Origin of the sequence: Bombilactobacillus folatiphilus (assembly GCF_023380265.1) — a bacterium.
In the GTDB taxonomy this organism is placed as follows: domain Bacteria; phylum Bacillota; class Bacilli; order Lactobacillales; family Lactobacillaceae; genus Bombilactobacillus; species Bombilactobacillus folatiphilus.
Genome location: NZ_CP093366.1, coordinates 968,041 through 989,536 on the forward strand (window position 1 = coordinate 968,041; position 21,496 = coordinate 989,536).

The 21,496-nt window shown below is 37.6% G+C and carries 16 protein-coding genes, 1 tRNA gene and 4 pseudogenes; 3 read left to right on the plus strand and 18 right to left on the minus strand.

What is annotated here, in order from left to right:
* The first annotated feature begins 58 nt into the window (after positions 1-58).
* The 3 genes and pseudogenes from MOO45_RS04930 (at position 59) to MOO45_RS04940 (ending at position 3,566) form a co-directional block, all read left to right on the plus strand.
* A complete protein-coding gene (locus tag MOO45_RS04930) occupies positions 59-886 on the plus strand; it encodes a hypothetical protein (RefSeq protein ID WP_249513839.1) in 828 nt (275 codons plus the stop codon).
* A gap of 1,300 nt (positions 887-2,186) precedes the next feature.
* Positions 2,187-2,387, plus strand: a complete 201-nt coding sequence (locus MOO45_RS04935) for a hypothetical protein (protein ID WP_249513840.1) — start codon at positions 2,187-2,189, stop codon at positions 2,385-2,387.
* A gap of 237 nt (positions 2,388-2,624) precedes the next feature.
* Positions 2,625-3,566, plus strand: a pseudogene (locus MOO45_RS04940) (site-specific integrase).
* 211 nt (positions 3,567-3,777) lie between these two features.
* Here the strand turns inward: MOO45_RS04940 and MOO45_RS04945 are convergent.
* From MOO45_RS04945 to rimP, 18 genes and pseudogenes are all read right to left on the minus strand, one after another.
* A tRNA-Ser gene (locus MOO45_RS04945) sits at positions 3,778-3,865 on the minus strand.
* Positions 3,866-3,890: 25 nt separating this feature from the next.
* The gene (locus MOO45_RS04950) at positions 3,891-4,403 is read right to left on the minus strand and encodes an adenine phosphoribosyltransferase (protein ID WP_249513841.1); all 513 of its coding nucleotides are present in this window, start codon (positions 4,401-4,403) and stop codon (positions 3,891-3,893) included.
* Between the two features lies 1 nt (position 4,404).
* Positions 4,405-6,738: a single-stranded-DNA-specific exonuclease RecJ gene (recJ, locus tag MOO45_RS04955; protein ID WP_249513842.1), complete on the minus strand. Its 2,334-nt coding sequence runs from the start codon at positions 6,736-6,738 to the stop codon at positions 4,405-4,407.
* 12 nt (positions 6,739-6,750) lie between these two features.
* Positions 6,751-7,410, minus strand: coding sequence for a class A sortase (locus MOO45_RS04960; RefSeq protein ID WP_249513843.1), 660 nt, complete (start codon positions 7,408-7,410; stop codon positions 6,751-6,753).
* A gap of 64 nt (positions 7,411-7,474) precedes the next feature.
* Positions 7,475-9,304, minus strand: a complete 1,830-nt coding sequence (gene lepA, locus MOO45_RS04965; RefSeq protein WP_249513844.1) for a translation elongation factor 4 — start codon at positions 9,302-9,304, stop codon at positions 7,475-7,477.
* Between the two features lie 91 nt (positions 9,305-9,395).
* Positions 9,396-10,517, minus strand: coding sequence for a molecular chaperone DnaJ (dnaJ, locus tag MOO45_RS04970; RefSeq protein WP_249513845.1), 1,122 nt, complete (start codon positions 10,515-10,517; stop codon positions 9,396-9,398).
* Positions 10,518-10,625: 108 nt separating this feature from the next.
* Complete coding sequence (dnaK, locus tag MOO45_RS04975) at positions 10,626-12,461, minus strand: molecular chaperone DnaK (protein WP_249513846.1); 1,836 nt, start codon at positions 12,459-12,461, stop codon at positions 10,626-10,628.
* 32 nt (positions 12,462-12,493) lie between these two features.
* A complete protein-coding gene (gene grpE, locus MOO45_RS04980) occupies positions 12,494-13,093 on the minus strand; it encodes a nucleotide exchange factor GrpE (RefSeq protein WP_249513847.1) in 600 nt (199 codons plus the stop codon).
* Positions 13,094-13,105: 12 nt separating this feature from the next.
* Positions 13,106-14,182, minus strand: coding sequence for a heat-inducible transcriptional repressor HrcA (gene hrcA, locus MOO45_RS04985; RefSeq protein WP_249513848.1), 1,077 nt, complete (start codon positions 14,180-14,182; stop codon positions 13,106-13,108).
* A gap of 92 nt (positions 14,183-14,274) precedes the next feature.
* Positions 14,275-15,219 carry a riboflavin biosynthesis protein RibF gene (ribF, locus tag MOO45_RS04990; protein ID WP_249513849.1) on the minus strand — a complete coding sequence of 315 codons (945 nt, stop codon included), beginning with the start codon at positions 15,217-15,219 and terminating at the stop codon, positions 14,275-14,277.
* A gap of 5 nt (positions 15,220-15,224) precedes the next feature.
* Entirely contained in the window at positions 15,225-16,124 is a 900-nt protein-coding gene (gene truB / locus MOO45_RS04995) for a tRNA pseudouridine(55) synthase TruB (protein WP_249513850.1), read from the minus strand.
* 60 nt (positions 16,125-16,184) lie between these two features.
* Positions 16,185-16,535 carry a 30S ribosome-binding factor RbfA gene (gene rbfA, locus MOO45_RS05000; protein WP_249513851.1) on the minus strand — a complete coding sequence of 117 codons (351 nt, stop codon included), beginning with the start codon at positions 16,533-16,535 and terminating at the stop codon, positions 16,185-16,187.
* A gap of 12 nt (positions 16,536-16,547) precedes the next feature.
* Positions 16,548-18,380, minus strand: a pseudogene (gene infB, locus MOO45_RS05005) (translation initiation factor IF-2); the annotation flags it as partial.
* A 735-nt stretch (positions 18,381-19,115) separates the two neighbouring features.
* Positions 19,116-19,196, minus strand: a pseudogene (locus MOO45_RS08200) (translation initiation factor IF-2 N-terminal domain-containing protein); the annotation flags it as partial.
* 13 nt (positions 19,197-19,209) lie between these two features.
* On the minus strand, positions 19,210-19,515 hold the full coding sequence (locus MOO45_RS05010) for a L7Ae/L30e/S12e/Gadd45 family ribosomal protein (protein ID WP_249513853.1): 306 nt from the start codon (positions 19,513-19,515) through the stop codon (positions 19,210-19,212).
* Positions 19,512-19,820 carry an RNase P modulator RnpM gene (gene rnpM / locus MOO45_RS05015; protein WP_317619024.1) on the minus strand — a complete coding sequence of 103 codons (309 nt, stop codon included), beginning with the start codon at positions 19,818-19,820 and terminating at the stop codon, positions 19,512-19,514. Before rnpM ends, MOO45_RS05010 begins: the two co-directional genes overlap by 4 nt.
* 25 nt (positions 19,821-19,845) lie before the next feature.
* Positions 19,846-20,928: pseudogene (gene nusA, locus MOO45_RS05020) on the minus strand (transcription termination factor NusA); the annotation flags it as partial.
* Between the two features lie 21 nt (positions 20,929-20,949).
* On the minus strand, positions 20,950-21,423 hold the full coding sequence (rimP, locus tag MOO45_RS05025; RefSeq protein ID WP_249513854.1) for a ribosome maturation factor RimP: 474 nt from the start codon (positions 21,421-21,423) through the stop codon (positions 20,950-20,952).
* Between the last annotated feature and the right edge of the window lie 73 nt (positions 21,424-21,496).

Here is a 21,496-nt window from a genome sequence, read left to right on the forward strand (position 1 = left end):
CATAGTCCAAAAAAACTGACGACTTTAAAAGCTAAAGAATCATTGGAGGATTAATTTTATGTGGATTTATTTAACTGTAGAAATACTGGTGTTGGTCATTTCGATATTAATATTGGGATTAAAATTACTTGATGCAATAGGAATACAAATATTGCCTATCAGCAATAAAGCGACAAAAATTAGTGCTTATCTGGCTATAATTTCATTTATATTGATCCTAATTACTAGTTTTTCCGGAACCAAGGGTTTTCATTCATTCAAGTTTCTGCTAATTAACTTTATTATTTTAATAATTTCGGGTTTTGTATTATACATGCAATTGGCATCTGAGGAAAAAAGCAGGAAAAAAATAACATTGACTTTTGGTTCAATTGCTGCATTATCCATTACCATCTTTGTAGTAGCAATTTTAACTCCAAATCCTAGTGCGAAGTCCAAACCTAATCCAGATAACGGTTTAACTGATGAAGAAGTAGCTGAACAAAATAAAGAAGACGAAAAAGCTGCAGCAAAAAAAGATAAGCAAGAGAAGCAAGAAAAAAGTATTAATTCAGATATAACTGACCTACTTAATGATGATAAAAAAGATGCATCAAATGGCGATACTAACTATCAATATGCAAACTATATTCAAAAGATAGAATATACAAATGACAGCACCAAAGTTTATGTAAATACAGATTTTGTTAACTTAGACGATAATACTAAAAACCAAGTAGCCGAAAAGGTTCAAGGAGTTATTGGAGCTGGTGTGGCCATGGAAAAAACTGATTATAAACCAGCTGATGATCACGCAGGTTACTCACTATACTTTTGGTATGGTCAACGAGGCATTGGTCATTCTAAACTCAGTGATAGCCATCAATATAAATGGTACTCAAATTAATTGTTGTTATACCCTTAAGGATTTAGCAGTAGTAAAATGTCAAATCGAGTCGCCGACGGGCGATTTTTTTGTGTAAAAATAACGAGTTAGCAAAATAGTCGATATTAAACTCATGTAGTAACTTTAGCCATGCTGAATAAGGTTAGACACAAACCAAATCTAAATTTTATACAAACAAAATACGAGAATCGTTTTTGAAGTTTAAAATATTTTGACCAAATAAAAAGCCTACATTAATGTAAGCTTTTTAACTATTTAAATATAATTTGCTTTTATATAAATTAATTTTTGGATAAAACATAGTTCCGAACTGTATTGGTGTGTTGACCATAATCGTTTATTTTAGAGAGCGCTCGGTTTGCGATAATGGTCTTCTTAAGGTCACTTTCTAATATCAGGCTATCTACTCTGCTTTTTACCGCACCCTTTTTAGAAACTATCGCATCTTCAGTTTTTGTCGCATATCCGTTAGGGCTGATAGCGGTTACTCCACCGTCACTAAGGTTAGGTACCAAGCTTATCAATGTGGCAAGCAATAGTATTGCTAATAGTGACAATACTATTATTTTTTTGAATATGTTTAAAAAATTAATGCTAATTGAATTAGTTATTAAAATCATCTTCTTTCTTAAATAGTTACTAATATATATTATCATGGAAGCGATTGAAAGTTTATGGAGTCAATACTTTTTTCATTGATTAGAATATCCAATGCCTACTACTGTCTTTTAAAAGGAAAAACAAAGTCGTTGTCCACCAACGGTTACAGCCATTTTTATTTTTTCTAGGGAAAAAGCCGTAAACTAATTATATGTATTTTTAATTGTTCAATTTAGCATCAATGTGTTATATTGGTAATGAAAAAGGAGCTAGTGCTGGATACACTAACTCCCTTGGTGAAGTTGCTAAGACAGTGACTATTTAATTTTAATTAAACAAGAACAGCCATCAGCCTTGCAGGGTTAGGACGGCTGTTTTTTTGTTATTTGCTGAATAATTTGATCAGCGCGATAACAAATTCTAGTACGGCTTTGATCATAATCACAGCCTTTAATACTAGAAACAGAATATCCATGAGGATATTGACTACTCCTTTCTTTGGAATCTGGGGTTACGGTTTTTACACCATAAGCACCACTTCCTTTCAGGAATAGCCACCATCTTAGCTTTCACTTCACTAATAAATATCCTATCATATTTAGCCTGATAAATTCAGGCTGTTTTTTTATATTATTTTAATAAAAGTATTGATTTTTAATACTATCATTAGTATCATATTAGGAATATGGAGGTAAAAATAATGACAAAAGAAAAAAATAAACAAACAGAAGCCAACAAACGTTGGCAAGAAAAAAATCGTGATCGTACTCGTTATTTGCGCAATCGTTCCACCGCTCGCAGTTTCGTCAAAAAATGGGCACTACAAGAGGATTTAGATGAGCTTAAGGAATTGATCAATGAACGAGAACAATTGCTCAAACAACAAGAAAACGAGTCATAAGGAGAAATTATAAATGCCAAAAAAATTAAAGCAATCCATAAATACAAATTGTCATCTGGTAAAGAAAAGTATGAGTTTTCAATCCGCGCGAATAAAAGCAAGATCATTCATAAACGTGGATATCTAACTTATGAGGAAACTCAACTAGCTTATCTCAATTTGAAACAACAAATCCTTAATGGTGATCTTGATACTGAAATCCAACAAATCAAGTACGAAGAATTGTACTACAAATGGTTGAAACGCTATGCCAACACTGTCAAAGAAAGTACCCTCAATAAAACAATGACAATTTTTAAATTGCACATTCCCCCCCGTTTTGGTGATAAATACGTCAATGACATCACGGTTCAGGAATGCCAAGCTGCAGTCGATTTTTGGGCTGAGAAAATGGTTAAATACAAGTTTATATACAATTATGCCAACCACGTCTTCAAAGACGCTGTGAGGCTGAAATACATCAAAAATAGCCTCATGGATAATGTCGACGTCCCCAAAACCACCAAACATATTAAAGAACTACGCAATCAAAAGAACGATCACAATTTTTACAGCAAGCAACAATTGGAACAATTTTTAAATACAGCCCGCACCTTTATGCCCTTTCAAATCTATTCCTTCTTTAGACTGTTAGCCTACTCAGGAATGCGTAAGGGTGAAATTTTGGCTTTGACATGGGGAGACATCAATTTCAACGAACAAAACCTTAGCATCAACAAAACTGTATCTTCGGGCCTAAATTACTTAGAAAAAATTACTAGTCCCAAAAGCGAAGCTTCTATCAGAACTATTGTCATCGATGAAACGACGCTTGCTATTTTAAAGCAATGGCAGAATATCCAAAAAGAATTTTTGCAGCTAGATATTTTACCCAAAGATCAAGTTGTATTTCAAAACAAGGCTAATGAGCACTATGCGTTACCGCAACCGCGAAAATAGTTAATCAAAATTGCCAAACTAGCAAAGTTACCAATAATTACCGTCCACGGTTTCCGCCACACGCATGCTACATTGCTCTATGACGAGAACCCATATATTACTACAGCCAAAGACGTCCAGAAGCGCCTAGGCCACTCGGATGTCAGTGTAACAATGAATATTTACGAACATACCACTGACAATTCAGATAAAAAAATTATTGACGCAATTAATTCGTTTGACCGGCAAAACGCCGAATAATCGTCGTGGTAACAAATTTAATTCGATATCTAACGTTTTTTGACCGTGGTAACAAATTTTAGGGGTCGTGGTAACATTTTTGGTAACAAAAAGCTGGTAACTATTGATATTCATTGATAAAGAATAGGCAAAACAAAAGCCCTTGAATGTTGAATTCAAGGGCTTTTTGATAACTATTGTTGCTTATTGATAAAGACTGAAAACGTTCCAAAGGAGAGTACAGGATTTGAACCTGCGCGCCGATATTAATCGGTTCGCCGGATTTCGAGTCCGGTGCATTACCACTCTGCCAACTCTCCATAAAAAGCAGTTAGCAAACTGCTATTAATATTTCATTAAAGTAAACATATCATAATCTTTGATCTTATCACGACCATGTAAATCAGTCAGCTCAATTAAAAATGCGGTTCCAACTACAATGCCGCCTAGCTCTTCAACCAACTTAATTGTTGCAGCCAAGGTTCCACCTGTCGCCATCAAATCATCAACGACCAAAACTCGTTGTCCTAGTTGAACAGCATCTTTTTGCATATATAATGATGCTTGACCATATTCCAAATCATACGAAACCGAAATTGTCTCCCGTGGCAATTTACCCTTTTTGCGAGCAGGAGCAAAGCCAACACCCAATTTATAGGCAACAGGACAACCGACAATAAAACCACGCGCTTCTGGACCAACAATCATCTCTGTATCCAGGTTTTTCGCATATTCAACAATTTCATTTGTCGCAGCTTCATACACTTTACCATTATACATCAATGGCGAAATATCGCGAAACAAAATTCCGGGTTCTGGAAAATCAGGTACATCTGCCACGTACTTCTTAAAATCCATACTATCCCCTCACATTATAACGATTTTGTAATTTTTGTACATATCCAATTAATTGCGAGAATTCCGAGTCAATCAATGTTTGCTTAATTTTTAATTGTGCTTGATTTTGACAATATAAAGTGGATTCAGACAATTGTCGTTTAGGTAACATCTTAGCATGATATAACAAACCGCTTTTTATTGTAACAAATTTCAACTCAGAAAACACTCTTATTATCAATTTTATTTGCAAATTAGAAATTCGCAGATAACGAGCCACTAATGGTAAGTCTTGCACTGGTAATTGCTGATGCGTAAAAAAGTATTTTAAAGCCGCATGCCAATTTTCAGAAGCAATGGTTACCGGCTGCTGTGTATGATGAAATACAAAGAACAATTGCTTTACTGATGACAAAAATCGGATAGCTTGCTCAAAATCAGCTAGCGCACTGGGACAATCCATCAAAACAGCTGTTTGAAAAGAGGCACAATCTGCACTGATCAGACAAGTTTGATAATCATCATGTTCCAATATAAAGCGTTGTTGATTTCTAGCGTCAAAAAAGAGTAACGGATACTTCACATGACGTGACCCTAAATAAGGTTCCTGACGCAAATCGATAAACTGACTTTGACCAATATTTTGATGATCTAACTCAGCTGCTAATTGAACATCTTCCAAAGTCAACTGAACAGTCACCTGTTTATGCCAGTTATTGGTAGTCAACGTCCCATAAACAGCTTTTAGATGATTTTGGCGCAAATTTTCATACTGTTGTCCCCAGTTAAAACCCAAGCATTCCAAAGTTTGGTTTGGTGTATTCAACCAAATTTTGAGATGGGTCTGACTTTTTTTACCCAAAAAGCCTATCCTCGCCTGATCAAAATCTGCAATCTTAATTAAGGGATTCGGATTGCCTTGACCAAAAGGAGCCAAACGTCGCAATTGTTGATAAAAATCTAACGATAAATCTGCAACTTCTAGTTCTAAGGAATAATCGCGGCATGGCTTTTGATGAATATCCAATTGTTTAGCTGCAGGCAATAAATTTAATTGCTGCTGCAGCTTAGATAAGGCAGCTGCCTGCATCGTCAAACCACAAGCATGCGCATGACCACCAAATTTTTGATACAAAGCTTTTTGTGAGACCAATGCCTGATACAAATCAAATTGTGCATTACTTCGTCCGGAACCAATCGCTTGTTTTTGCTCATTAACTTGAAAAACTAATGTAGGACAACCACTTTGTTGTAAAACTTTACCAGCTACAATTCCTAAAATTCCTTGATGCCAAGTTTTTCCCGCTAAAACTAGTATCCGACTACCCGCCGCCAATTGCTCCTGAGCTTGTAACCAAGCTTCCTCAAATACTTCTTGACTCATCTGTTTACGTTGTTGATTTAAATGATCAATTTCTTTAGCCAGTGACGTCGCTTGTTCCTCATCAAACGTTGATAACAATTTAACTCCCTGATTCGCATTGGCTAAACGTCCTAACGCATTTAACCGTGGTGCCAACTGAAAAGCGATATCTTCTTCTGTCAAATCTGATACACTTAAATGTGCTACTTTCATCAATTTGGCTAACCCGATCCGTTCTTGCGTACGTATTTGCTGCAAACCTAAGGCCACCAATACCCGATTTTCACCAACTAATTCCATCACATCAGCAATCGTCCCAATTGCTGCTAAATCTATTAAATCATAAGGTACTTCTTCTAACAAAGCACTCGCTAATTTAAAAGCAACACCTGCTCCTGACAAATACGGACAAGGATATAAATCATCTTGGACAAAAGCAGGATGAACAATCGCCACTGCAGGTGGTAATTGTGCTGGCAAAGTATGATGATCCGTAATTATGACATCTACACCATGATTTTGAGCGTAAGTCACCTCTTCCAAACCTGTCACACCATTATCAACCGTTACAATTAAATTAAAACCCTGAGTCACAAAATCCTGATAACGCGTTAAATTAGGACCATATCCATCGTCAAAACGATCAGGAATGAAATACTCCACCTGACCACCCAAATTTTCAATTGCTTCTTTTAAAATCGTTGTACTCGTAATGCCGTCGGCATCGTAGTCACCATAAATAAGAATTTTTTGACCTTCTACAATAGCTTGCGTAATTCGATCCACAGCCAATTGCATATCATGTAATAAATAAGGATCACACAATTGTTGGACATCAGGTCGTAAAAAATCTTCAACTTGATTGAAAGTTTTCAAGCCACGCTGTTCCAATAACTGAACTAAAACTAGTGGCAACCCTGTTTGTTGAGCAATCTGCGCCGTCTGATCTGAAGGTGTCGTAACAGTCGATTGCCATTGATATTGTAAACTCAAATGAATTAACTCCTAATCAAAAATCGCTAAAGTGGCTCGATTAGCGACGCGAGCCTTTACTAAAACTCCCTGTACAATCCAACGATTAGCTCCGCCGTCAGCACATGTAATTAAACTAATCAACTTTTGATGATTCTGATCATCAATTCGCCAAGTCGCTTTAGGGGAAATAACTTGCTTCAACATAATTTTATAGGTATAAACGCTTTTTAAATCCGTAATATAAATCAAATCACCAATTTGAGAATCAGCAATCGGGGAAAACAGCGCGCCCTTTTGCGTCATATAGTGTCCTGCCAAGGCATAGTTACCCTCACCCATTTTTTCATCCGGTTTCATAGTACCAGCCCCCGTAGCTAGCGCATTATCGTCAACGCCCTTGACAATCGGCAATTTCAACTTAACTGAAGGAATCACAATCTTACCAATCATTGCCGCATTTTTTTGTACACTCGCCTTAGCAACTTGTTTGGCACTGATGGGTTTCACTTTAGAAAAATCATATGAGGCCGACTTAAGACTATTCTGACGAACTTGATCTTTGGTCAGAGCAGTCATGCTTTGCTGAGACAATTGTTTCACCATATAATCTTTGATCTGACCATTAAAAATTAAGACTAAACCAATGATTAAAACAAGTATTGATAAAAAATATTTTAAAAATTTTTTCATAAATTATTTCAAACCTACTTATTGTGCGTAATTTCCGATAGATCTTACCACAATCATACCAAATTTATTTAGATTCATCATCAACTTGTAAAACGGCCATAAACGCTGCCTGTGGTACAGTAACACTGCCAACTTCTTTCATTCGTTTTTTACCACGTTTTTGTTTATCTAACAGTTTGTTCTTCCGCGTCTGATCGCCGCCATATAAAGGACCTGTCACATCTTTACGATACGCTTTAACCGTTGAACGAGCCACAATTTTATTACCAATAGCTGCTTGAATAGCTATCTCGAATTGCTGTCGTGGAATAATCCCCTTCAATTTTTGAACAATTTGCCGACCACGATTAGCCGCAAATTGCTCATGAACAATAAAACTTAAAGCATCCACGGGTTCTGAATTCAATAAAATATCCATTTTCACCATCTGAGACGGTTGATAACCAATAATTTGATAATCTAACGAAGCAAAACCATGCGTATTCGACTTTAAAGCATCAAAGAAATCATAAATAATCTCGGCAAGTGGTAATTGATAAATCACATTAACATGATAATCATCTAAATAATCCATTGTCTGAAATTGGCCTCGCTTACGCTGAGCTAGTTCCATCACCGCCCCAACATAATCTTGCGGCACCATAATTTCAGCTTTAACCACTGGTTCCTGAATTTCTTGAATTTCCGAAGGATCAGGCATCTGAGATGGATTATCAATAATTTTTGTGGTCCCGTCAGTTGAAACGACTTTATAATTCACTGAAGGTGCTGTCATGATTAAATCCAAATTGAACTCTCGTTCTAGGCGTTCTTGGATCACATCCATATGCAATAACCCCAAAAAACCTACCCGAAAACCAAATCCCAAAGCCTGCGAAGTTTCAGGAACAAATTCCAAAGATGCATCATTTAACTGCAATTTTTCCAATGCTTCTCTTAAATCACCATACTTTGCATTATCTACTGGATACATTCCAGAATAAACCATCGGCGTAATTTTACGATAACCTGACAGAGATTCCTGTGTTGGATTTTGCGCCAGTGTGATTGTATCACCGACGCGTGTATCCTGAACACTCTTAATACTAGCACTTAAATACCCCACATCGCCAACACTCAACTGTGTTTGTGGTACAGCTTTGGGTGACATCACACCAACTTCTGTCACTTCAAACTTTTTACCATTACTCATCAATTCAATTTGATCACCGACTTTGACTTGACCATCAATAACCCGAATACTCAAAACCACACCACGATAACTATCATACACTGAATCAAAAATTAACGCTTTTAAAGGAGCGCTGATATCACCACTGGGGGCCGGCACATCTTGAACAATACGCTCTAACAAACCAGCAATTCCTAATCCCGTTTTGGCACTCGTCAAAACAGCATTGTCAGCATCAATGCCAATCATATCCGCAATCTCTAACTTCACTTGATCTGGATCGGCTGATGGTAAATCAACTTTGTTGATAACCGGCACAATTTCTAAATCGTTATCTACTGCTAAATAAGCATTCGCCATCGTTTGCGCTTGTACACCTTGAGCAGCATCTACTACCAACAAAGCTCCTTCACAAGCTGCTAAACTCCGTGAAACTTCATAAGAAAAATCGACATGCCCCGGTGTATCAATCAAATGAAATGTATACGTATGTCCATCTTGAGCTTGATATTTGAGTTCCACAGCATTCAACTTGATCGTAATCCCACGTTCCCGTTCAATGTCCATATCATCCAAAACTTGATTTTCCATATCCCGTTTGGCAACTGTATCTGTCATTTCTAAAATACGATCAGCAATCGTTGATTTACCATGATCAATATGGGCAACAATTGAAAAATTACGAATATATTTTTGCTTTTCTGTCGGATCAGATTGTGTCATTAGCTATTCCTTATCCCCAGTTCTCTAAACTTAACTCTGCCCTTTTACTATAACAAAAAAGATCCATAGTCATCTATGAATCTTTCAGATTTTATTGAAATTTATCTTTCATATTGTCCCGCATCCGTTCAAAAAAATTCCGGTCTTGCTCTTTAACCTTATCGCCGCCTAATTCAGCAAAAGCTCGCAACGCATCTTTTTGTTTTTCGTTCAAATGCTTCGGAGTGACAATTTCAATCTTAACTTGTTGATCACCAACACCACCATGAAGTCTTGGAACACCCTGACCCTTAAGTCGAAAAACTGTTCCCGATTGTGTACCAGCTGGAATTTTTAACTCAACTTTGCCATTAACTGTCTTAACTTTAATTTCATCGCCTAAAGCAGCCTGTGGAAACGAAATGGTTTCATGCGAATAAATTGTTGAATCTTTACGTTCAAAATCTTTGCTTGGTTCAATTTCAAAGACGACATATAAATCACCATAAGGGCCCTGATTATCACCAGCAGAACCCTGATTATCAAGTTGCATCCGTTGTAGATTATCAATTCCTGCCGGCACATTAATTTCGACAGCATGACTTCTCGTAACTTTACCACGTCCATGACAAGTAGGACATTTTTCGTCAATTTCTTGACCAGTACCTTCACATACGTCACAAACTCGCTGACTTTGCATCATTCCCAACGGTGTTCGTTGGTTAACAGTAACACGACCACTACCATGACATTTGCTGCAAGTTTTCGGACTGCTTCCCGGTTTAGCCCCAGAACCATCACAAGTTTGACAACGTTCACTACGATTGTAGCGAATTGTTTTTTGACCACCAAAAATAGCCTCTTCAAACTTCAATTTCAAACGATATTCTAAGTCCTGCCCCTTCCTAGGAGCCGTAGGATCATTACGACGTGAATCCCCGCCACCAAAAAAAGAATTGAAAATATCGCTAAAATCACCAAAACCATCAAAACCTTGACCACCACCGCCAAAACCACCGGCCTGTTGATCAGTCGATCCATATTGATCAAATTGAGCTTTACGTTGAGGATCTTTTAAAATTTCATAAGCCTCATTAACATCTTTAAACTTTTTTTCTGCATCAGGTGCTTTATTGATATCTGGATGATACTTTTTAGACAATTTCCGATAAGCACGCTTGATTTCATCATCTGAAGCATCCCGATCGATCCCTAAAGTTTCATATGGATCCATATTGTACCCTAGCCTTTCATTTAAAATTTATTCAAAACCATTAAACTAATAAATTGAGACAGTCATCCACTAAAGTGCAACCGTCCCAATTTATTAATTAATCAATGATTACTTTTTATCAGGATCAACTTCTTTGAAGTCACCATCCACTGTACTATCACCGTTGTTACCATCTGAAGTATCAGAACTAGCCTGGTCCTTTTGTGCATCCTGTGCTTGTTGATACAATTTAACTGACAAATCTTGAACAATCTTATTCAGATCATCTTTTTTAGCTTTCATTTCATCCAAATCATTATCAGCTTGTGCTTTCTTTAAGGCTTCCTTAGCATCGTTAGCCTTCTTAATTTCATCTTCAGAAACTTTACCGTCTAAGTCTTTCAATGTCTTATCAGTAGTAAAGATTAATTGATCAACTTCGTTACGCAAATCTGCTTCTTCCTTGCGTTTCTTATCTGACTCTTCATTTTCTTGCGCTTCTTTTTTCATCCGCTCAATTTCTTCATCAGACAAACCCGACGAACTCTTAATTGTAATCTTTTGTGATTTACCAGTTCCTAGATCCTTAGCAGAAACATTCACAATACCATTTTTATCAATATCAAATTTCACTTCAATTTGTGGTACTCCCCGGGGAGCTGCTGGAATATCAGTTAATTGAAAGCGTCCCAAAGTCTTATTATCAGCAGCCATTGACCGTTCGCCTTGTAAAACATGGATATCCACAGCTGGTTGATTATCAGCAGCCGTTGAGAAAACTTGCGACTTGCTGGTTGGAATTGTTGTATTGCGGTCAATTAATTTTGTAGAAACACCGCCCATAGTTTCAATACCTAAAGACAACGGTGTCACATCTAATAACACAACATCTTTCACATCACCCGTAATCACGCCACCTTGAATGGCCGCACCTAAAGCCACAGCTTCATCAGGATTAATTGAATGATCTGGCTCTTTACCTGTCCAAGATTTAACAGCTTCTTGCACAGCTGGAATTCGCGTAGAACCACCATTCAAAATCACCTTATCAATTTCAGAACTGCTTAAACCGGCATCTTTTAACGCATTTTGAACAGGAATTTTGGTACGATCAACTAAATCAGCTGTCAATTCGTTAAATTTAGCCCGAGATAAAGTCGTTTGTAAATGCAAAGGACCAGCAGCACCAGCAGAAATAAACGGTAAACTAATTTCTGTTTCCGTAACACCAGATAAATCTTTTTTCGCTTTCTCAGCAGCATCTTTCAAACGCTGTAAAGCCATCTTATCTTGTGATAAATCAATTTGATTTTGTGCTTTGAAGTCAGCTACTAACCAATCAATAATTGCATTATCAAAATCGTCGCCACCTAAATGTGTGTCACCATTAGTTGATAATACTTGAAAAACGCCATCGCCTAATTCCAATACAGAAACATCAAAAGTTCCACCACCTAAATCGTAGACCAAAACTTTCTCATCTGTATCACCCTTATCTAAACCATAAGCTAAAGCGGAAGCCGTTGGTTCATTAATGATCCGCTTCACATCTAGACCAGCAATTTTACCAGCATCTTTCGTAGCTTGACGTTGTGAATCATTAAAGTAAGCAGGAACCGTAATCACTGCTTCAGTTACGTCTTCGCCCAAATACTTTTCAGCAAAACCCTTAATATATTGCAAAATCATCGCTGAAATTTCCTGTGGTGTATAATCCTTACCATTAACTGTAACCTTGTAACCTGCTTCACCAATATGACGCTTAATTGAAGAAATCGTATCAGGATTCGTGATAGCTTGACGCTTGGCTACTTCGCCTACCTGCGTTTTGCCATCTTTAAATGAAACTACTGATGGAGTTGTCCGACCGCCTTCAGGATTAGCGATAATTTTCGGATCGCCACCTTCTAACACAGCAACAGCTGAGTTTGTTGTTCCTAAATCAATTCCAATAATTTTTGACATAAATCTAAACCTTCCTTAACTACGCTTAAATTTTATTGTGCGACGACAACCATACTTGGTCGTAAAACGCGATCTTTTAACTGATAACCCGTTTGTAAAACTTGAACAACGCTGTCTTTAGGATGAGAATCATCAGCAGGAACTGTTTGCACTGCTTGATGAACCTGGGGATCAAACTCAGCACCCTCGGCTATAATTTCCGTAATATTATTATCAGCCAAAGCCTTTTTCAGATGCTTTAATACCATCTCAACCCCCGTCAGTAAGCCTTGATTACTAGTATCTTGTGCATCTACCGACTGCAAAGCTCGTTCTAAATTATCAATTGATGGTAGAATGGACTCCGCCAATTTTTGACCATCGTATTTAACCAAAGCTGCTTGATCTTGCTGATTATGTTTTTTAATGTTTTGTATCTCGGCTTGTGCCCTTAATTCTTGATCTTGACTTGCTTTTAATTTTTTTTCTAATTCTTGATTAGCATCCAACAACTTGTCTACAACATTATCATCTTTTCTTGTGGACTCAGTTTGAGTTGTAGCTTGTTTTTTTGGAGTTTTAGTATCTTCAACATCTTTTTTTACATCTGTTTCCGATGGAAACTTTTCTGGATCCATATTTGAATCAGCCATAACTCAATCCTCCTAACTAGAATCTCCATTTAATTCTCGAAAGTAATCACTCAAGCGTTTCGCCAATTCATAGCGAAGAGAAGTAATCAAGCCAATTACTTGAGAATAAGGCATGTTGGTTGGACCTAACAAAGCGATTAAACCATCGCCATGTATTCCAACACTATACTTAGCAGTTATTAAACTATAATCGTTTAATAATTGCGGCGCTAATTCCACACCTAAATGAACCTTAATTCCCTGATCATCGTTTGAATCAATAGGTTCCAACTGCTTCAAGCTTAACAATCTAGCCAAATTCGTATTGTCATCAAACAATGAATACAAATTTTTTAAATTGTCACTGTTGTGAGCATCAACATAGTTAAACAAATTCGACTTGCCATCCACAAAAAAGCGATCTTCAGCAACTTTATCCAAAATATCGTCAAAAATAGATAAAAAACCTTCTGGCGTTTGTAAATATTGCGCAACCATTTGTGGAAAGTCAGTCTTTAAAAGCTCTGAAACTTCATTCAACGTATGACCGACTAATTGATCATTAATGATCTTCACAACCGACTCTAAACGGTCTAGCGAAGTACTACTATCCAAGCGGTAGACTTTATTATAGACAGAGCCATCACTTGTCACAATGATCGCCATTACTTGACTCATACTCAACGGTACAATCCGAAAACCAGTTAACTTTGTATTGTCACTCTCAGGTCCCAAAGCAATCGCTGTATATCTTGTTAATGTTGATAAAATTTTAGCTGACTGTGCAACAATTTCATCAATCTCGTTAAATTGCTGTTTTGTAAAATCAGAGTGAATCACTTCTGAAGTCTGCTCTGAAACATTAATTGGTTCCAGTAGATGATCTAAATAATAGCGATAACCACTTGCGGATGGAACACGACCCGAGGATAAATGAATTTTCTCAATCAAACCTTCATCTTCCAAAGCAGCCATGTCATTGCGAATCGTTGCAGAGCTTACACGAATTGGCAACCGATCCATTAGTGTTTTTGATCCAATTGGCTGCCCTGTTTCAATATATTGTTGAACAATAGCTTTTAAAATAGTTGACTGCCGATCAGTTATCAAAATAAATCACCTCGTTCTTAGCACTCCACACTTATTAGTGCTAACAGTGTTAAATATAGCAAGCATTTAGCACTATGTCAAGCCAGTTGCTATTATTTTCTGAAATAAAGCTCAGTATTCTCCTGATCTTGGTGTAACTGGGCTATTAATGCCGAAGCATCGGCAAATTTCACCTCATCACGCAAATAATCTAGCCATTCAATTTGTAAAGTTTTTCCATACAAATCTTGATCAAAGTCTAATAAATTGGCTTCGATGGTTAACGGATTATCTCCACGTTTAAATGTAATATTGCGCCCGATCGAAGTCATCGCAGGCCACCAAGTTTGTCCCACTTTTACGCGCGAAACGTAAACTCCAATTCTAGGAATGAATTGTTCATTACTCATAGACAAATTAGCCGTAGGAAAACCTAGCTGCCGTCCCATTTGATAACCGTGCACAACTAAACCTTCGTTTTGATAATTGTAACCTAGAAAAAGATTAGCTTCTGCCATTTGACCAGTTTTTAAAGATGCCCGAATATGTGTGGAAGAAATTTTTCGCTGTCCAAAATTCAAGCTAGGTATTTCATAAATCTCAAATCTTCGATGAACTAATTGACGTAATAAGTCCATGTTAGCAAGCGTTTTAGGTCCAAAAGTCCAATCAAAACCCGCGACCAATGCTTTTAAATGCAGTTTCATTAAAAATTGTTCCACAAAATCTTTAGGCTCTAAATGTGCAAAAATCGGATTAAACTCAGCAATATACACCGTGTCTACTCCCAATTGCTCCAACAATTCTAATTTTCGATTCAAGGGAGTCAAATATTGATAATTACTGTCGACTGATTCCGGTTGGTAAACCAGTGCCGGATGACGATCAAAGGTCAACACTGCCACGGGAATTTTCTGAATTCTGGCTAAACGAACCGCCGTTTTAATTAAATTTTGATGTCCTAAATGCAATCCATCAAAAAAACCAGCAGCTAGAACTTGTTTTGCTGGTAATTGTAAATCATTGCGAAAAGGATAATTTAAAGTTTGAACTTGCACAATTTTCACCTATCATTTTTCAAGAGCATAATTTGAGGAACATAAAAATCTGCTTGCTTTTGATATAATGCTTTCGCAATACCATTAAAAGTTAGTAGTACTTGTTTACTTGAAGCCGCTAATGTAATTTTACTCCCATTTTGTACTTGCTGCCATTGCTCATCAGTTAAAGTGCAACGAGGAATTTGGGACGAAAACGCAGCTTCTAGCGGTAAACAAAAATCAAATTCATTTTGCTGTAATTTCGCGCTAATTTGGTCAAAACTAACAGTTTGATCCAAAGTAAACGAACTGCCGGCAGTCCGTGTCAAGCGGCTCATATACGCAGGCACATTTAAAGATTCTCCTAGCTGAACCGCCAAAGTCCGAATATAAGTCCCCTTAGAACAAACCACCGTAAAATCAAGCATTTGTAAATGTTGATGCTCATCAAAATGGGGCACACCACGCATTTGAAATTTTTTGATGGTTACTTGTCGTGAAGGTCGTTGAACGATTTGACCAGCACGCGCATATTCATACAACCGCTTACCATTGACTTTTACTGCAGAATACATCGGTGGAGTCTGTTGAATCGAACCGGTCAAACTTAACATGGCCGCTTCGACTTGTTCAATAGTAAAGGGTGTTAAAATTTCTTTTTGGTCAATAATTTCACCCGTTGCATCTTCGGTCGACGTGGCTTTCCCCAGCACAACTTGTCCTTGATAAACTTTATCCGAATCTAATAACCAATTAACTAGCTTGGTCGCCTGACCAACACAAATCGTTAAGACGCCATCGACTTCTGGATCCAATGTGCCCGTATGACCAATCTTTTTTTCGTGCAATAATTTGCGTAATTGATAGACACAATCCGCACTAGTCATGCCCCTTGGTTTATACAATGGAATAATGCCATTCATTAATCTCACACTTTTCCTTTACTTTTTTATTATTATGTAACAAAAAAGTCGCAACAGCGACTATTTGTCTGGTGTATTCAATTGACGCAACAAATCATCAATATGCTCACCGTAACGAATTGAATCATCTTGCTTAAACAGCAATTCTGGAGTCTTATAAATGGATAAACGATGACCCATCTCGCCTCGAATCAAACCCTTAGCTTTGTTCAAACCAGCTAAAGCTTTTTGTGCTTCACTAGCAGTATCCGACAAAATGCTAAAATATATCGTAGCTTGTTGCAAATCGCCAGTTACATCGACACCTGTAATGGTGACACCACTAACTCGCGGATCACGAACCCGTTTGAGCAAAATATCATTGACTTCTTTTTGAATCTCTTGTTCAACACGTCCAACACGATATTTCATGATTGATACCTCCTATTGTACAGGAACCTCTTGCATGATATAAGCTTCAATTTGATCATCAACTTTAATATCGTTGTAATCTTCAATCATTAAACCACATTCAAAACCTTGTTTAACTTCTTTAACATCATCCTTGAATCGTTTCAAAGATGCTAATTTACCTTCGTAAATCACGATACCGTTTCGAATTAAACGAACACCACTATCTTTTTGAATCAAACCATTATCAACGATACAACCAGCAATTGTGCCTAATTTCGAAACTTTATAAGTCTCTCGCACAGTTAAGTTACCCGTTACTTTTTCTTCGTAAACGGGCTCTAGCATCCCCTTCATAGCCGATTCAATTTCATCAATAGCATTATAAATCACATTATGCAACCGAATATCAACATTTTCGCTGTCTGCCTGGATCTTAGCTTGCACCGTTGGACGCACGTTGAAACCAATAATAATTGCATTACTTGCAGAAGCTAGTGTAACATCACTTTCATTAATAGCACCAACGGCGGCATGGATAATATTGACCCGCACACCTTCGACGTCAATTTTTTCTAAACTATTACGTAATGCTTCGACAGAACCTTGAACGTCGCCCTTAATAACCACGTCAACTTTTTTCATATCATTTTGTTTCATCGCATCAAACAAATTATCCAAGGTCACAGCGTTAGTTCGTTTACGTTCCTCAATTTGTGCACGCTTAGCCCGTTCTTCACCAGCAGACCGTGCCGTTTTTTCATCTGCAAATACCACAAATTTGTCAGCTGATTGTGGGACTTCGTTTAATCCTGTAATCATGACTGGTTGTGAAGGCAACGCTTGTTCGATTTGGCGTCCACGATCATCAGTCATCACCCGCACACGACCAAAGGTATTACCAACAACAATTGGATCACCTTTTTTCAAGGTACCTTGTTGAACTAACAAACTCGCCACGGGCCCACGTCCCTTATCTAAACGTGCTTCAATGACCGTTCCGACAGCTCTTTGTTCTGAATTAGCTTTCAATTCTAAAACATCAGCTTCTAACAAGACCATTTGTAACAAATCATCAATACCGGTTCCCTGTTTAGCTGAAATGTTAGCAAAAATAGTATCGCCACCATAGCTTTCAGGAATTAAGCCATAATTCATCAACTCTTCAGTGACATGTTGGGGATTAGCATCTGGCTTATCAATCTTATTAATAGCGACAATAATCGGATCACCCGCGGCTTTAGCATGATTAATAGCTTCAATCGTTTGTGGCATCACACCATCATCCGCTGCGACAACCAAAATAACAATATCAGTAATATCTGCACCACGTGCACGCATATTGGAGAAAGCCGCATGTCCTGGCGTATCCAAGAATGTGATCAAGCGACCATCTAATTCAACTTGATAGGCGCCAATATGCTGCGTAATTCCGCCGGCTTCACCAGCAGTCACATGACTATGCCTCAAATTATCTAATAAAGTAGTTTTACCATGATCAACGTGACCCATAATTGTCACAACTGGCGGACGATTAGTCAAATTGTCAGTGTTTTTTACTTCATCTTCAAAGAAAGTATCTAAATCAGTAATATCTTCTTCAAATTTTTCATTAGCTTCAATCCCATAATCAGCAGCCAAAATTTCAATTGTATCTTTATCAAGGGACTGATTTTGGTTAACCATCACGCCTAGCATAAAGAGCTTTTTCACAATCTCTGCTGGCTCACGATGTAAAATTTTACCTAAATCTTGAGCATTCATTCCCACACTGTACTCAAAAATTTCTGGCAATGGACGTTCCTTACGCTTAGGCATTTCCTTATGTGGCTTGTTATTCTGCTGCTTACGTAATTTACGCTTATTTTTATGCTTCGGACGATTACGATAATCAATATGCTCATTTTTACGACGATTATTCGTAAATTCATGTTGCCGCGTTTTTTCATTAGCAGATTTCTCATTTGCCGGCTTAGGCTTAGCAGCAGAAGTGGTTGCAGCTACCGGTTTTTGCGTAATTGGGCGTTGCGGACGCTGCTGCGCATGATTATTGCCTGAAGTTTTCGCTGCTGACTTTTTAGCCTGATTATTACGTGCTTTTTGTTCCCTTTGCTTGCGTGCCTGGTCAACTCGCGCTTGATCAACTGACGATACAGAAGCTTGCGCATTTTGCTTATATTGAGCCAGATGTTTTCGGCCAGCACTGGCACGATTCATCATTGACGAACGATGATCGTTGTTACTATTAAAATTCCGATCCTGACGTTGATTATTATTTCTCCGTGGTCCGTTATTGTTGCCATTAGCCCGATTAGAATTATTAGTACGGTTATTATCTTGCCTAGCACCGTGATTATTATTCGTGGATGGCTTAGTTGGTTGGTTCGAATGCTGATTCCGCCGTTCAGTATCATTAGTCTTTGGCGTATGCCGGATTGCTGTAACTTTAATTTTAGTTTTTCCTTTACTTTTATCGTCATTAACTGCCGTCGATGACTTAGTTTGACTTTTCACCGACTTAGTTGGCTGCTTGACAATTTTTTTTAATTCATTTAATTGTTTGTCATCCAAAACCGCCATATGTGAGAAAATATCCATTTGGTGTTTTTGCGCTAAATTAACCAAATCTTTACTTGGAATATTTAATTCTTTTGCTAACTCATAAACTCGTTTCTTTCCCATAAATTCACGCTCCTTAATTATTCTGCACTAATTCTTGAAATCTTTGAGCGAAACCTTTATCAGTAACAGCGATTGATTTGGTAGCCTGACCAATAGCTTGACTCAATTCAATTTGGGAAAAAGATAAATCAAAAGGAATTGACTTCTTATTTAAAGCTTTAATCAAAACCTGTTGCGCATTAGCACTAGTATCACTAGCCAAAAATACGAAATTGGCTCGACCACTCTTGATTGCTTTTAAAACTAATTCCTGACCGCTGATGGTTTGGCGTGCTCGTTTAGCAATTCCCAAAAAATTCAAAATTTGTTGTTCACTCAATGTTTTTTGCCTAACTCACCAAATAAATCTAGCCGCGCCTTTTGGTGATCTACATAGTCATATAGTTCCTGATAAAATTCAGCCGACAACTTGACTTTTAAAATCTTATCTAACGTATGTGCACTAGCCGCTTGCTTGACAGCTTGCGGATCTAAGCCCACATAAGCACCACGACCTGGTTTTTTACCAGTCGCATCAACGCTCACTTCGCCTTCTTTGTTGCGCACAATCCGAACTAATAATCTTTTAGGTACCATCTCATTTGTCAAAACATCTTTACGCATTGGAACTTTCCGAGCCTTCACACAACCACCACCTTAAATCAGTTTAATCCAAATCTTCTTCGTCCACTTCTTCACCAGTTTCATCAACAAATTCCACTTCAGATTCTGGTTTAATATCAATTTTAAAACCTGTTAACTTAGCAGCCAACCGTGCGTTTTGCCCTTTTTTACCGATTGCTAAAGATAGATGATAATCAGGTACAATCACAATACAAGATTTAGGATTCGTTTCATCATCAAATTGTACTGCAATCACTTCGGCCGGATTCAAAGCATTCGCAATAAAATCAGACGGATTAGGTTCCCATTCTACAACATCAATATTTTCACCATTCAGTTCATCGACAATTGCTTGCACACGTTGGCCTTTAGGTCCCACGGTCGTACCCACCGGATCAATATTACTGTTTTCAGACCTCACCGCAACTTTCGTCCGATCGCCTGCTTCACGCGCAATCGAAACTATTTCTACAGTTCCATCATAAATCTCTGGTACTTCTTGCTCAAGCAGACGTTTAACCAAACCTGTATCAGAGCGTGATACAAAAATTTGTGGTCCCTTAGTTGTGTTCTCAACTTTTGAAACATAAACTTTGATTCGATCATGTGGCTGATAAACTTCACCCGGAATTTGATCAAGATAACCCATCACCGCTTCGACACGACCAAAGTTAATATAAACAAATTTATTATCGCTGCGCTGAATCACACCTTGTATAATCTCATCTTGATATTGACTATACTCATTATAAACATTATTTCGTTCAGCCTCTCGAACGCGTTGCATTACCACTTGCTTAGCGGTTTGGGCAGCAATACGACCAAAGTTGCTCGGGGTCACCTCTTCATTCAGGTGATCACCTAATTCATAACCACGATTAACTTGCTGCGCATCTGTCAAACTGATTTCTAAGCGTTCATCAGTGACTTCGTCGACCACTTCTTTGACTGTATAGACATGAAAATCGCCTTTTTTATCATCAAAAATCACTTCAACATTTTGTGCTTGACCATAATTACGTTTATAGGCCGATTTCAGAGCATCTTCCATTGCATCAATAATTAATTCTTTCGAAATGCCTTTTTCTTCTTCTAAGGCATCTAACGCTCCCATCAATTCTTTACTCATGACCTAAATCTCCTTATTTAGTTAGAACTCAATTGCTAAACGTATCGCAGCAATTTGTCGCCGTGGAATAATGAGCTTTTTTGTCTGCGACTTGATCTTTATTTCTAATGTTAATTGATCATCATCATAAGCCAGCAGTGTTCCTTCAAAAACTTTATTTCCTTCTAATTTTTGATACAGGCTAACATGAATATATTGATTCACAGCAGCTTGTAAGTCCTGCTGCGTTTTGAGTGGACGCTCAGCACCTGGCGAAGATACCTCTAAAAAGTAAGCATTGGGGATCACTTCAGGATCTTGGACATCAAGCTGATCACTTAATTCCTGACTCACCACAGCACATTCTTCAATGTCAATTCCCCCAGGCTTGTCAATATATAAACGTAAATACCAACTTCCTGCTTCTTTAACATATTCTAAATCTACTAAATAAAAGTCATGACCATGCAAAATAGGCTGCACCAGCTGTGTAACTTTTTCAGTAACAGAAATCACATCAACACTCCTTTTCAATAATCTTCAAATCTTCTTTCGTTAACCTGCAATAAAAAGAGTGAGCATTTCTGCT

What these genes read in the sequence shown, in the direction of transcription:
- MOO45_RS04960 (WP_249513843.1), bottom strand. Translation starts at nt 7,410, where the DNA reads ATGAAAAAATTTTTAAAATATTTTTTATCAATACTTGTTTTAATCATT.
- truB (WP_249513850.1), bottom strand. Translation starts at nt 16,124, where the DNA reads ATGAATGGCATTATTCCATTGTATAAACCAAGGGGCATGACTAGTGCG.
- MOO45_RS04950 (WP_249513841.1), bottom strand. Translation starts at nt 4,403, where the DNA reads ATGGATTTTAAGAAGTACGTGGCAGATGTACCTGATTTTCCAGAACCC.
- dnaJ (WP_249513845.1), bottom strand. Translation starts at nt 10,517, where the DNA reads ATGGATCCATATGAAACTTTAGGGATCGATCGGGATGCTTCAGATGAT.
- rbfA (WP_249513851.1), bottom strand. Translation starts at nt 16,535, where the DNA reads ATGAAATATCGTGTTGGACGTGTTGAACAAGAGATTCAAAAAGAAGTC.
- MOO45_RS04935 (WP_249513840.1), top strand. Translation starts at nt 2,187, where the DNA reads ATGACAAAAGAAAAAAATAAACAAACAGAAGCCAACAAACGTTGGCAA.
- lepA (WP_249513844.1), bottom strand. Translation starts at nt 9,304, where the DNA reads ATGACACAATCTGATCCGACAGAAAAGCAAAAATATATTCGTAATTTT.
- MOO45_RS04930 (WP_249513839.1), top strand. Translation starts at nt 59, where the DNA reads ATGTGGATTTATTTAACTGTAGAAATACTGGTGTTGGTCATTTCGATA.
- dnaK (WP_249513846.1), bottom strand. Translation starts at nt 12,461, where the DNA reads ATGTCAAAAATTATTGGAATTGATTTAGGAACAACAAACTCAGCTGTT.
- grpE (WP_249513847.1), bottom strand. Translation starts at nt 13,093, where the DNA reads ATGGCTGATTCAAATATGGATCCAGAAAAGTTTCCATCGGAAACAGAT.